The organism is Blautia sp. HCP3S3_H10_2 (assembly GCF_052122375.1).
In the GTDB taxonomy this organism is placed as follows: Bacteria; Bacillota; Clostridia; order Lachnospirales; family Lachnospiraceae; genus Blautia_A.
The window spans coordinates 1-13,739 of record NZ_JBQKCL010000027.1; the positions used below are offsets into that span (position 1 = coordinate 1).

14 protein-coding genes are annotated in these 13,739 nt (G+C 46.4%); all 14 read right to left on the bottom strand.

Annotation, left to right across the window (positions count from 1 at the left end; all coding sequences use genetic code 11):
- Positions 1–207 precede the first annotated feature (207 nt).
- The 14 genes from tnpA to ACTQWB_RS18265 all read right to left on the bottom strand — a co-directional run bounded on the left by tnpA (position 208) and on the right by ACTQWB_RS18265 (position 13,390).
- Positions 208–564, bottom strand: coding sequence for an IS66 family insertion sequence element accessory protein TnpA (gene tnpA / locus ACTQWB_RS18200; protein WP_441502838.1), 357 nt, complete (start codon positions 562–564; stop codon positions 208–210).
- A gap of 328 nt (positions 565–892) precedes the next feature.
- A complete protein-coding gene (locus tag ACTQWB_RS18205) occupies positions 893–2,224 on the bottom strand; it encodes an amidohydrolase family protein (protein WP_441502839.1) in 1,332 nt (443 codons plus the stop codon).
- A 425-nt stretch (positions 2,225–2,649) separates the two neighbouring features.
- Positions 2,650–3,807 carry a BMP family ABC transporter substrate-binding protein gene (locus ACTQWB_RS18210; protein WP_441502840.1) on the bottom strand — a complete coding sequence of 386 codons (1,158 nt, stop codon included), beginning with the start codon at positions 3,805–3,807 and terminating at the stop codon, positions 2,650–2,652.
- Position 3,808: 1 nt separating this feature from the next.
- Entirely contained in the window at positions 3,809–4,396 is a 588-nt protein-coding gene (locus ACTQWB_RS18215) for a hypothetical protein (protein WP_368357518.1), read from the bottom strand.
- 30 nt (positions 4,397–4,426) lie between these two features.
- The gene (locus tag ACTQWB_RS18220; protein ID WP_441502841.1) at positions 4,427–5,368 is read right to left on the bottom strand and encodes an ABC transporter permease; all 942 of its coding nucleotides are present in this window, start codon (positions 5,366–5,368) and stop codon (positions 4,427–4,429) included.
- A complete protein-coding gene (locus ACTQWB_RS18225) occupies positions 5,365–6,465 on the bottom strand; it encodes an ABC transporter permease (RefSeq protein ID WP_441502842.1) in 1,101 nt (366 codons plus the stop codon). Before ACTQWB_RS18225 ends, ACTQWB_RS18220 begins: the two co-directional genes overlap by 4 nt.
- A 3-nt stretch (positions 6,466–6,468) precedes the next feature.
- A complete protein-coding gene (locus tag ACTQWB_RS18230) occupies positions 6,469–7,992 on the bottom strand; it encodes an ABC transporter ATP-binding protein (RefSeq protein WP_441502843.1) in 1,524 nt (507 codons plus the stop codon).
- The gene (locus tag ACTQWB_RS18235; RefSeq protein WP_368357514.1) at positions 7,992–8,465 is read right to left on the bottom strand and encodes a nucleoside 2-deoxyribosyltransferase; all 474 of its coding nucleotides are present in this window, start codon (positions 8,463–8,465) and stop codon (positions 7,992–7,994) included. Before ACTQWB_RS18235 ends, ACTQWB_RS18230 begins: the two co-directional genes overlap by 1 nt.
- Positions 8,466–8,487: 22 nt before the next feature.
- On the bottom strand, positions 8,488–9,462 hold the full coding sequence (locus ACTQWB_RS18240) for a nucleoside hydrolase (protein WP_441502844.1): 975 nt from the start codon (positions 9,460–9,462) through the stop codon (positions 8,488–8,490).
- A gap of 1 nt (position 9,463) precedes the next feature.
- Positions 9,464–10,945, bottom strand: a complete 1,482-nt coding sequence (locus ACTQWB_RS18245; RefSeq protein ID WP_441502845.1) for an amidohydrolase family protein — start codon at positions 10,943–10,945, stop codon at positions 9,464–9,466.
- A 372-nt stretch (positions 10,946–11,317) separates the two neighbouring features.
- The gene (locus ACTQWB_RS18250) at positions 11,318–11,578 is read right to left on the bottom strand and encodes a hypothetical protein (protein ID WP_441502846.1); all 261 of its coding nucleotides are present in this window, start codon (positions 11,576–11,578) and stop codon (positions 11,318–11,320) included.
- Positions 11,575–12,126, bottom strand: coding sequence for a hypothetical protein (locus ACTQWB_RS18255; RefSeq protein ID WP_441502847.1), 552 nt, complete (start codon positions 12,124–12,126; stop codon positions 11,575–11,577). The genes ACTQWB_RS18250 and ACTQWB_RS18255 overlap by 4 nt, the downstream gene beginning before the upstream one ends.
- A gap of 2 nt (positions 12,127–12,128) precedes the next feature.
- On the bottom strand, positions 12,129–12,329 hold the full coding sequence (locus ACTQWB_RS18260) for a hypothetical protein (RefSeq protein WP_441502848.1): 201 nt from the start codon (positions 12,327–12,329) through the stop codon (positions 12,129–12,131).
- A gap of 113 nt (positions 12,330–12,442) precedes the next feature.
- A complete protein-coding gene (locus ACTQWB_RS18265; protein ID WP_441502849.1) occupies positions 12,443–13,390 on the bottom strand; it encodes a WG repeat-containing protein in 948 nt (315 codons plus the stop codon).
- Positions 13,391–13,739: the final 349 nt, after the last annotated feature.

Consider the following 13,739-nt stretch of genomic DNA (forward strand, 5'->3'; position numbering starts at 1 on the left):
AATCAGGTGATCTGGAAAGTGATGAGAAGCCATTATGGCCAGATGATGAAGCTGAAATGGCACGTATCTGTGGTTTAAGATAAATAATGTTATCCTCATCTTTTTTGTGAAAAAGTGAGTAAATATCTTTATATCCAGAAAAGATGAGGATAAAAATATCGTGAGGATAATCCGGTACATAAATAAACATGTTGAAAGCCGGAAGCGTCATTGAGCATGATGTATGATTTCCATCATTCTGGATATCAGTTCTGATGGTGAATTTTCGTTCACACAGAGTTCTATCTCATTTATTCTTATGATCATCTGGGTTTCAAATGCAGAGGTTCCTTTTTTGATTGTTTTGGCTGATGACTGTTCTGATGTCAGAGCAGGAAGTTCCACAAAACCAGTTTGTATTAAAGCTGCTTCTTTTACTTTACGCAGCCAATAATAGTAGGCATCTCTGGATAACCCGTGCTGTTCACAATAAATATCAACTTTCTGGCCACTGGATTTGCAATCTTTTATAACTGCAGCCCATTCATTCAATCGGATTTGGCTGGTGGCTAACTTGGTGTTCATGATCAGTACCTCCTGTGGTGTTTTTCGTGAAAAGTGTGAAACACACTTTTTACACTTTTCACACCATTATCTCATCTTTTGGAGACGCAAGGAAGTTGACTGGTTATTCACCATTTACTTTTGATTTGGTTTTGTAGCATAAAAAAATCTCCTTGTAGTTGTATTTGCATCGTGCAGATGCTTCTTTAACTACAAAGGCCGCTCTCACTACTTCTAAAAACCAATCAGTAGTGAGAGCGGCCGCACATTTGAGTTGAAGTGTCAACCCCTATTTAGGGAAAAACTAAAAAAGAGGTTAGACCTCATGTATAAGATCTAACCTTGAAAATTAACTAAATGACATTGCCTCCTGAACATAAACCTCTCTGCCTTGTATATACTTCGCGCATACTGTGCGCTCATTGTGGCGCCACAGAATACGCTGCATCCTGTCTTTTAAATCTCTTTCCACGAAGTCAGCCAGAGGCCCGTCGTCCAGAACAACGGCGTCAAATTCATAGTCCGGCTCAAAGCTTCCCACTTTGCCGAAGAAGGCGCCGCCACCCTTTGTCGCCAGATAAAAGGCATTTGCAACGGTCAGGAAATGCTTCTTTGCGAATGGCTCCCCATTTCGCTCCGTGTACACCCATCTCAGCTTGCTTGCCTGAATCGCGTCCGTCATGGTGCGCAGAATGCTTAAATTGCAGCCGCCCGCCATGTCCGTGCCAAGGCCGACCTTGATCCCGGCATCCACCATCTTCATAATGGGGGCAACGCCTCCGGCGGCGTTCATATTGGACTGGGGACAATGGGCCACCATCACATTGCGCTTTGTAAGCAGCTCAAACTCCACATCCGTAGGATGGACCACATGGGCCATCAGGGACGGAACCGTGCTTCCCAACAGCCCATACATGTCGTAGGCGTCGCCGTAGCAGGAAATCTCCGGCTTCAGTTCCTTTACCCACTCAATCTCATCCAACCCCTCGGACAGATGGGACTGAATGGGGACATTGTACTTTACAGCCAGCTTTCCAAGGCCCTCCATGCACTCATCCGTGCAGGTGGGCGTATATCTCGGGGTCAGAATAGGCTTCACAGAGCCGTATCCCTCCATTGTCTCCTGAAGCCAGCGCTCTGTCTCCTCCAGCGTTTCCTCTGTTGTTTCCTGAAGGCCGAATCTGGAATTTCGGTCCATGTTCAGCTTGCCCACGTAGGCCGCCATGCCTGCATCCGCCATTTTCCTCATCAGAAATTCCGTTGCCGGACGGTGGATGGTGGCAAATACAGAGGCCCTGGTGGTGGTTGTCTTTGTGAGCATGTCATCCGCAAAGCGTGTGTACGCCTTTTTCGCGTACGCAATATCCACATAGCGGCTCTCCTCCGGGAAGGAATATTTGTCAAACCAAGTCTCCCACTCCGAATTGCAGTCCAAAAGCATGCCGATTCCCCTGAAGCCGTACTGAGGTGCGTGGACGTGCATATCGCACATGCCCGGGATAATGAACTTATCCTTATAGTCAATGACCGGAATCTCCCTGTATTCCTCCGGCAGCTCCTTAAAAATTCCCTTTGAAACGCCGTCCTCACAGACCACATATTCATTTTCATGGTACTCAATGGTATTAAAATCAGGTGTGTGAACAATGATTCCTCTTAACGCGTACGTCTTTTTATCCATAATCCCTATCCTTTCTTTTCAAGAAGGGCATACATCTGCTCCAGTGTCAGCGCTTCCTCCTTGTCCTTCCACATTCCGTAGTTTTCTTTTACAGTCTCCGCCACCTTTTTAGCAAGGACCGCGGTCTGGATGCCTGCTGTAGCCGAAGTAAATTATCATATTGAGAAACGCTGGCATCTTTTGAAAAGATAAAATCTACGATTTCGCCAGCACTGCTTTTTTCTACAGATGAATCTTCGACTCTTAATGACATTGGCAGGAAAAAGTCATTTCTTTTTGGCGTTGGCATAAGGATGCCTGTTTTAGTTGACATTTATCCCCCATACATTAAGAGGAGTGTGATAAAACACACTCCTCAAAGTTTTTAAAAAAGAGTTTTCTGCTGGTTGTCAGCCTCGATGTCCAGTTAAGACATTACACACGAATTACTGACAGTTCTCATTGATGAATGCTTTAACTTCATCCTGGCTTTTACCAAGAGCGCTCTTTACCTCTATAGAACCATCAGCGATACCGGCCTTTGCAGCTTCCAGAGCAGCTTTTCCCTCGTCAGAAAGTAAACCGTTTAAAACATCGCCTTCTACGATGCCTACTGCTCCATCATCGATACCGAGGATCTCGTACTCGCCGTAAGGAAGCTCACCGTCATTATCCAGCCACTCGCCAATTACGTTATAAACTACGTTTCCTACCTCTTTCACAACAGACGTAGCGAACCTAGACTGAATTGTCTTGTCGTCTGCATACAGTAAAGACTGGTCACTGTCAACACCGATCACATACTTGCCTGCCTCACCTGCCGCATTGTGAACACCGTTGCCGGATCCACCTGCACATGCGAAGATAACGTCTGCTTTGGCATCGTTATACTGCGTCATAGCTTGCGTCTTAGCTGTATCTGGATCATTCCATCCACCTACATAATTGCTAACGATCTTGATGTCAGGATTGTAAGCCTTTGCACCCTGAATGTAGCCCCACAAGAATTCCTGAATTACCAAGGCCTCGTCCATGCCACCGATGAAGCCAATTACACCGCTCTTTGCCAGATCTGCTGCTACGATACCGCCTAGGTAAGCTGCCTGGCTGGTAGCGAAGTCAACGCCATATACGTTACCGTTTTCGCACTGATCAGATACATCCTCGCTGATGAGAGTGAAATCGATGTCTGGGAATTCATTAGCAACTTCTACTAGGTTATCCTTAAATTCGGTATAGGTAATAATCAGGTCTGCACCTGTGTCAGCCGCCTCATACATAGCCTGCAGATTTGCTTGCAAATCTGCAGTTGTCTCTACCACATGCACATTCGCTCTGTCTGCATAATCGGTAACCGAACGGTCTGCGCCTTCAGCCATGCTGTCCCAGAAAGACAGATCACCTCTGTCACGGATAAATACGTAAACTTCTTTCAGTTCGCCATTATCTGCTACAGGAGCAGCGGTTTCTTTCTCTGCCTCAGTCTGCTCTGTAGCCTGTGTCTCAGAGGGTTTGTTGTTGTTGCCGCTGCTGCATGCAGTCAGCGCACTTGCGACCAGTATTGCGGCCATACCTGCCGCTGCAACTCTGTTCATTTTTTTCATGTTACTTTTCCTCCTTGTTCTGCTCAGCTTCTTTTTTGCAAATATCATAGAGCTTTAGGCGATATGAATCATCGTATTCCTCCCAAAGCGGCTGAACTTTACTTGCCTCATCCAAGAAATAAAATACATCTCTGCCTCTTGCGCGACCCTGAATGGTGTGCATATCAATCGCATAATCCGGAATCTCCGGAACGTATCCGGCATCAAATTCCTTCATGATAATGTTCTTGATATGGTCGGTAGAACGCTCTTTCTGGCACTTGCACAGATAGCGGATTGCAAACATAAAGAAAATCGGCCGATCCCCGTCTTTATAAGGGAATTCTTTGTGCAGATCATACAGGTTCTTTACAACCGCAGCCGCCTCTACATTGCCGAAACCAATATCCTCTACCGGGATAACAAGAAGACGGTTCCACATCTTCTCCTCATGGAAAGTAGAAGTCATGTACAGCTCATATGCCATGCGGAGAGCCGTATCCTCCTCTCCCCGGCGGATGCACTTCTGCAGAGCTGAAATTACGAGGTCTGCGTCCAGTCCATTGATTGTTTTTGTGTTTGACCACGGATCATAATATTCCTGAGCCATTTTTTCTCCTCCTTTAATGTAGGTGATTTATCATGCTGCCTGGTTCAGGCTTGCAAGCTTTTCTTTTCTGTGGGCCACCATCTTGCGGATGCCCTGGATAATCACAAGGACAACGATGATGAACAGATACGGGAACGCCTCGATCAGCTTCAGATCGATCTTACTGTAAAGCTGAAGATACACAGTAATTGTATCGGAAAATCCGTAAAGCAGAGAGCTTAAACATCCGATCACCGGATTGCCCTGACTCATGGCATCCATAGCAAGAGACATATATCCTCTTCCAGCAACCATGCCCGTGGTAAAGGAGCGAAGCGCTCCCATGGACAGATACATGCCACCGAAGGAACAGGACACACCGCAGATCGCCAGCGCCACAAACTGATGCCAGATTACGTTGATACCGGATGCTTTGGCTGCCGCAGGATTCTCGCCAACTGCCCGGATATTGATGCCCAGCTTGGTTTTATAGAGCATCCATGCCGTCAGAGCCACAATTGCCCATCCAATATAAGTAGCCATGTTCTGTCCGGAAATAATGGTTCCAAAAACCGGAATATCTTTAATAACAGGAATATCCACAACCGGGAACGTAAGACTCTTGAGCGCGCTTGAGTTGGCCTTGCTGCCTGTCAGCATTACCAGAACAAATACGGTTCCGCCGGTAGCGATCAGGTTCATGGCCACGCCGCAGGCGTTCATTGCTCCCTTCATAATCAGGGAGAAATACCCGAATATAAAGGATACCAGAATCCCCATAGCCACCGCCGCAATACAGCCGATCCAGAGATTCTGAGTGAAGGCACTGACAACGACTCCGGTCAACGCACAGATCAGCATGGTTCCCTCGATCGCCAGATTGAAGATTCCCGCCTTGGTCATCATATTGGCCGCCAGCGTTGCCAGCATAACCGGCGTGGTGCTGGCCAGCACCGTCTTCCAGAATGTCGGGGATAAAAAGAACTCCATCATGCTGCTGCACCTCCTTCCTCCTCTGCCTGTTTGAGAGACATCTTCTGATCGTGTCTCCGCTTAATGAAATACAGGAATTTCTGAGACGCCACCAGGAAAATGATAATTCCCTGCAAAAATGTCACGATTTCCGGATCCAGACCCGTAGCGCGGGACATGATCTCCGCTCCTACACGCAGGTACGCGATGAAAAATGCCGTCAGCGGTATATATGTGAGGTTGCCGTTGGACAGCATGTAGATCAGCAGACCATCCCATACATAGTTCGTCTGAGACTGCCACTGGAAACGTTTGTACACGCCCACGACCTCAATGGCACCGCCCATGCCGGCGATTGCGCCGCCGATAAACTGAGCCAGAAGAATCACGAAGCTGGTTTTAATACCAGATGCTTTTGCAAAATCGGGGTTGCTTCCCGTCACACGAACCTTATAACCGAAGGAAGTCTTGTTCATCAGGATAATGACAAAAATCGTCACTGCAATCATAACCAGAAAACCATAGTGAAGGGTGGTTCCCTGAATCATGGTTCCCATCCGCGCATGGTCCGGGAACTTGTAACTTCCCCAGGTTCCGCCTGGCTCCAGAAAAAAGGAACTGACAATGGACATCCCAAAGTAGTAAAAGATGGAGTTAGCCATAATCGCCAGTACCACCGGATTTACTTTTGTATACTTATTGACGATAACCGGCAGCATGGAAATCAATCCGCCTACAATCGCCGCTGCGATAATCAGAACCGCCTGATGCACAATGTTGGGCAGGGGAAATGAAAGCGCAATCGCCGTCGCCACCACCGCGCCCATATAGAAAGACGCGTCGGAGCTAATGTTGAAGATACCGCTCTTTAAGCAGAGCGTCAAACCCAGACCTGTAAATAACAGCGGAATACCCCGCACTACCACGTTAAAGAAGCTGCGCTTGGTCTCCAGAGGCCCCAGCATCAGTTTCTGAATTGCCAGTCCCGGTGTCTCACTCACGAAGAAAATAATCACAAAGATCAGGACAATGGACAAAAGAAGCGCCGCGGCAATTCGGATGACACTGAAATAATTCATGACATCAAATTTTTTAGCATTTGTTTTTTTATTTTCCATGACTTATCCCAATCCCTCCTGTTTCTTGATTCCGAGCATATAAAGTCCCAGTTCCTGCTCGGTGACTTTCGGTTCGTTTCTCAGATCAGCCACTACCTTACCCTTGTGCATAACCAGAATCCGGTCGCTCAGTGAGATCAGCTCATTCAGATCCGCCGAAACCAGAAGGATTGCCTTTTTATGACTCCGCATCTCCAAAATCTTCGAATGGATAAAGGAGATCGCACCCACGTCCACGCCTCGGGTGGGCTGATTCAGCACCAGCAGATCGCTTTCCGCCTTAAATTCTCTGGCCACAATCACTTTCTGAATATTTCCGCCGGACAGGCTGCCGATGGACTGGTTTTCATCCCTGGCCTTGATCATAAACTCTTTGATCTGTTCCTGGCAGTGTTCCTTGATCTTTGACTTCTGGATTATTCCCGCGCCGTTGGCAAATGTATCGATATTGGAAACCGTCAGATTCTCCTGCACGCTCATCTCAGCCGCGCATCCGTTCATCATACGGTCTTCCGGTACATGGGACATACCGATCCTGCGGATGTTCGTTACCGACTCCCGGGTTATATCCTTGCCGTTTAAAAATACCCTTCCGTCGATGGCGCGCATATTGCCGGTGATAATGGAAATCAGTTCGCTCTGGCCATTGCCCTCAACACCTGCAATTCCCACAATCTCGCCTCTGCGGACACTCAGGCTGACACCCGAAAGCTTGGGAATCTTAAATTTGTCCACATACGCCAGTTTTTCAACCTTCAGAACCTCTTCTCCCGGCGTAATCTTTTCTTTGTTGTAATCAAAGGTAATTTCCCGGCCGACCATCAGGTTGGAAATATCTTCCACCGTGACATCCTTCGTCAAATGCGTTCCCTTGGTAAGGCCACCCTTGAGTACGGTGATCCGGTCGCTGATGCGTTTTACCTCGTTCAGCTTATGAGAAATGAAAATGATGGTCATGCCTTTCTTTTTCAGATCCAAAAGCTTTTCGAACAGCTCCTCTGTCTCCTGAGGCGTCAGAACCGCCGTGGGCTCATCCAGAATAATCAGTTTGGCGCTTCGGTAGAGAATCTTCAGAATCTCCAGCTTCTGTTTCATTCCCACACTCATATCCCGGACTCTTCGGGATGCGTCGATGTCAAAATTGTACTTTTTCGCCACTTCGTTGGTAATCTCAATGTCCCGCTTTTTGTTGGACACGAAACTGGTCTTTTCCATTCCCAGCATCATGTTCTCCGCTCCGGTCAGGGAATCCACCAGCATAAAATGCTGATGCACCATTCCAATGCCATGGGCGATGGCATCCTTACTGGACTGGAGCTTCAGCTCCTCTCCGTTCATGTAGATATGCCCCAAGGTGATACTCTCCAAACCGTAAAGCATCTTCATCAGCGTACTCTTTCCCGCTCCGTTCTCACCTACAAGAGCATGAATCTCGCCCTCGTCTACGGTGAAGTTTACATTGTGATTGGCTAGCACACCGCCCTCATAGATCTTGGTTACATCTTTTACCTCAAGCAAATGTCCCATCAGCCTTTCCCCTCTCTTCTCCGAATTTCTTGCAGACAATGTTCCAGGTCGCCCTGGATCAGCGTCATGCTGCATCCCAGCATCAGGTTCACGGGAAGGTCGAAGTTTTCAACTAGGAAGCCGTCCTGATCCGTCTCCCCTCCGATCTTCTCCATCATGGTTCTGGTATCGTCCAGATACCCGTATATCTTCTTCCCAAGGGCATACGCATATCCGATCTCAAAACAGGTGCCGCTGTCCGGTTCCCCGCCCCGAAAACAGTTGACATTGGCCACCACATAATCACTGATCTCGATACAATGAATGTTCTTGAAAAAAATCTGTTCTCCCAGGGTCTTCCCTGCATCCGGCGCCGCTTTCTGCGCCTGCATCTCAAAACCATATCCGGCGCATAGAGCCCTGTACTCTAAATACCGTTTTTCCAGCCAATCGGGATAAAACACATCAAATCCCGCTACATATATACGATCCATCGTCGGTCCCCCCGTCTGTCGTCTAGTGATTGCGGAGCATTGCCTCCACTTTTCCGAAAAACTCGTTTTGAAACGCCTTCACATCCACAAACATGGCTGCTTTCATGCTGTATTCCGGGTCATTGCATCTCCATACATCCTCCGTGGTTCTCCCCCGCAGAGGCCCTTCTGTAAAACAGGTCAGATGCATCGGGATCGTTGTGAGAATCTCGGGGTGGATTGCCGCCACCGCAGCTAACGGATCATGAAGCCCGCAGCCGTTTAAATACGAATGGAACTGTTTGTACGCACCCAGATAATACTTCAGGCTCTCATAAAGGAACAGCGCACTCTCTGTACCGATGGTATGCCACCGTTCATGATCCTCATACGTAAACAGCGTCTTGCGGGTCACATCCAGCCCCACAAGTACTACCGGAAGTTTGGAAGTCAGCACTTCATAGCACGCCTTCACGTCCAGACGGACGTTGGCTTCCATCACTGCCTCCATCACATTCCCAACATTTCCAGGAGTGGCCAGCGCACCTCCCATAATGTAAACCGCCCCCACCTTTTCCGCAACAGACGGATCTTTCCGAAGCACTCTCGCAATATCCGTCATAGGACCGCTTGTGACCCAATACAGTTCTTTGCCGTATGTCTCAATCATCTCAATAATAAAATCAGTGGCATCCTCCGGCTTCGCGTCTCCCCAGTCTTCGGGGGTGCTGGGCGGCAGTACGCCGCCGATCCCGGACATGCCGTGAAACATGCTGCCGCCGCTGAAATCGATATGTTCCCCGCTGAGCGGCACTTCACTTCCCATAACTATCGGAATCTCCGGCTTTCCGCAGAGCCGAAGGACTTCCTTTGTGTTCCGGAAAACATCACCCACATAACTCATGCCGTAGGAGCAGGTAACCCCCACCACCTCGCACTCTTCCTGGGCCGCCAGATAAGCAAGCGCCAGAGCGTCGTCCACGCCGGTATCACAGCTGTACAAAATCTTTTTGCTCATGTCAAATCCCCGACTTTCTGTTTATTTCTCTCATATGCTGCTCTGCATCTGCAATGATCTTTTCTTCATCCAATTCCACCAGCTGCCGATCTTTCATAACCAGCTTTCCGTCAATGATGGTATGAAGAATGTCATGACTGTTTCCGGAAGAAACCACCGCATTGAGAAGCCGCTGCGTCGGCCGCATATGGGGGCCCTTCACATCCATCACAATCAGATCCGCTGTCTTTCCCTCCTCAATCACGCCAAGCGTATCTCCATGGCGGATTGCCTGGGCACCTCCAAAAGTAATCATCCGCAGAAGCTGATCGTTGGGTACAGCCACCGGATCAAATACCGGAAGCCCCCACTGGGCCGTCACCCCCGCCTTCAGCGCCCGAATCTGTGTAAACATATCCAACGCAATATTGGATGCGCCATCGCAGCCGATTCCAATAGACGCTCCACGCTCCAGCATGGAAGGAACCTTGGGAAAACCGTGGTTGATGAAGTTCGCCATTGGACAATGAATGACATGCACTCCGTTGTCCGTCAAGAGCGTAATGTCACGCTCTGTCAAAAGTACATTGTGAGCCGTCAGAAGCCTGGGACTCAGCGCTCCCACCGACTGCAGAAACGCAGCCGGGCGCATTTTATAATTCTGCAGGCAGAAGCTGACCTCGTCCTTATGCTCGCACAGGTGCATATGAATGCCTGTGTCTAACTCCTCTGCCTTTTCCACAATCTTTTCTATCAGTTCTTTTGAACAGGTCATCAGCTGCCGTATGCCGAACCAGATATCAACCCGGCCATCCCCGGCTCCCTGATACCGGCTGTGCAGTTCCTCTGTCAGCCGGATACAATCTTCGGCGGAGTGTTTCATCTCCCCGCAGACTACATTGCCCATGTCCATGGTGGACGGACAGAGCGCCGCGCGCATCCCCGTCTCCATCACTGCCTCGGCTACCTGATCCATATGGACGCCACCGGCATCGGCAAAACCGGTTATACCGGCCCGGATCATCTCCACGCAGTGCAGACGCGCCGAAGCACGTACATCTTCAGGGCTCAGGCTACTCTCAAAGGGAACCAAAAAACGGGTCCAGATCATAGGGTACTCATCCGCGGTCCTGCCCCGCAGAAGCTGCTGGCAGGTATGGGTATGACCGTCTATAAAGCCGGGCATCAGAAGATTTCCATCTGCTTCCAGCACCTCCGCTGCGCAAAAACGCTGATCCAGTTCTTCTGGTGTTCCTATGGCATGTATTATTTTATCCTTCACCGCCACCGAGACGTGTTCTTCTATGGTAAAGTCTCCGGTCAGAATCCGGCAGTCCCGAATCAGAATATCGCACACTTCTCTCACGTACACACCATCTTTTCCACGCTGGACTCCCGGGCCAGCGCTGCAAGTTTCTCCATATAAGCCGCTGTCGGCGGCTCCACATCCATGGACGGGCGTACCCCCCATGGACGATATTGAATTAATTTCCAGCTTCTTCATTGCTTTTCCTCCTCTTCCACCATTCATACCGGAAAGAACACATTATATGCTATCATAACAGAAAAGGCGCTCCGAATCACTCCGGAACGCCCTTGTTCTTTGGCATAGCTGAAGTATACTCCCCTCCTCCGTCCTTGTCAAATCTAACTTTTATACGATTTTCACAATTTTTTTATATAATTCCACCAAACTTTCTGATATAACCAATTGTTATATCAGAACAGGGTATCCTTTCCGTATTCATTTTTATAACGTAACTATTCAGAACCCCCTATGCAAAGATAAACTCAGGGCATCCTGAAAAAGCTTTTCTTATTGCGTCATATGCGCTATGCCCCTGCTTATGGGCAGTACCGACATAAGACATGATTTTTAGATAATCTCTGGCTCCGGAAACTCTTTTCCTGCCTCAACCGCTTTATCTTTGACCTTCTTCATCGCTAACAGAAGGTCTATAAATGCAGCTGCCCATTTCTGTTCGGGATAGTTCTCTGTAAGCCCTGTCAATTTAAAGTCATATGTTATTTGAGAGGCTATGGAAAGCGGTGTTATATTATCTGAAACGGGTGTGTCCTCTGACTGTTCGGTAATACCCGTATATAAGTCTAATGACATTTGAACAGGTTCATTCATTCGATTTCACCCCTTGCCATCCACAGTAACAATGTATCATGTGCATAGGCATCACAAATAAAATTATAGCACAACCCTGCCAGATTTTCAATAGACAATCTGTGAATTCTTGGATAATTTTCCAAATTTTTCTGTAAGTATATCTGAATGTCTTTGAATGTAAATTGGAAACCAATCTGAATGCCATACAGTTCTTCTGCTGCATCCAACTGTATATCGAAATCAGAGCAAAATGGCTTCGCTTCAATTTTCCCCAAACAATATTCCAATGACTGATCAATAGGATAATCCGGATTTATGTCAGCAAACATACAAAGTCCTTGATCAAAAAAAGGGCTTAGTTCATATTTCTGTGTCTTTTCATTATAAATGACCGCAATATTGTTGGTATGTCTGTCCTCATTCATGAAAAACGCATCTATTTCCAACATTGCAGTCAGATATGCTCCAAAATTATCTATTTTAGTAATTTCTTCCACCTGAGTTACCAGATACTGAATGCGTTCTGAAACATCTTCAAAATCTAAGAGCTTTGCTGCCAGAAACATATTTACATCATAAAATTCAGACCATTTTTTCTCTGCTCATCTTCATTTTTTGCCAAATTTATAATTGTAAATGGTGCAATATCCTTCATTTGACTTAAATGACTGGCTGATTTCATCAACTTCACCGCTTCAATATCTGTAACAGGAGCGCTATAACCATATACTGTGATTCCTGCAGCCTTAGACAGCACAGATTTTGCCAAGTTCCACTCATTAGCGATTATCGGCTTTCCATTATAGTCTTTCTTTCCTATAGGATATAACAATGGCATGTCTTTCAGATAAGAGAGTAAAAAAGCCGTCTACATACATAGATTTACATTTTTTCAGGATTCCAATCTATTACATCGAATCTTCCGTTTTTCTTTTTTCCTTTAAAAATGATTTCTTTTTTTAAGGCTTCGTCTTGGATCTTATAACTATCCCAGTCCAAATACTCATACGCTGCCGGCATAATAATGTTTCCATTAAAATCTATAGCTCCATATCCATTTTTTCCTTTTACAACAGCAAATTCTTCAAGAAATATTTCTGAGATTTCGGAAAATACTTTGAATTCTTTGATAATCTGTACAGATGCAGTTTCATCTGATTTATCGGAATACTGAAGCAGTAATACGTGTCCGTTTCGTACTGCCATTCCTGTAGATGCAATGACTGGAAGAATACTGATTGAATCACATTTATCAATAAGCACAGTGCCATTTTTGTCAATAATTGCCCAGCCTTCAGATGTCTTCACCCGTGCCATTGTACCCTTACGCTCAAAAGGATTGGCTTCTTCATAGTTCCCAATCATATAACTTCCGTCTTCCGAAATATAATAAAATCCATTTCCTTCACTGACACAGGATGAGTGATCTGACATGGACGAAGCCTCTGTATATTTAGGCGTAATAACTACTTTCCCATCCGCCTTTGAAATAAACCCAATCAGTCCATCATGGTCTATGACACGGCAATAAGCTGAAAATGGATCTTTTTCGATTGCCATATAAACATCAGACAACACCCGTTTTCCTTTTACCAGATATGCTCCGCTATTATCGTACACAATACGGGTACCATTCTCTGAAACAGTCATGGAATCATCATACTTATATTTTCTGCAATTTCGCACATAAAAACATCCAGCTACAGAAATGCTTATAAGTACAACAGTAAACAGCACTGTGAAAAAAGTGAATTCTGGATTTATGTTCTCCTTTTCTTGTGTGTAATCCTCATCATTTAAGCTAATTGCTTTTAATAATTTTTCAATCATATCCTCTTCTCCTTGTAATATTTGCTTGGCCTACAGTTACAGGTTCTGCTATAGAAATCTTGTCATTAAAAGTATAAATGGTCGTTTTGAATAATGCTACGTCAATACGTTATGAAACGACAAAGTTGGAGATCTGATTCATTCAGCAGATTGGGTGTAGACACGTTTCGTGAGAGCCTTTGTACAAATCAGCCTTTCACAATGTACTGACATCGATTTTTTGAAAAATATGACTTATCCTATATTATTCACGGCACAGCCGTGAAAGTGGCTGAAAGCCATATAGTTACTGTATTTTGCTGAATATTGCTTTTCACCTATCAAGTGAATGAAAAAAGAGCATCCATTT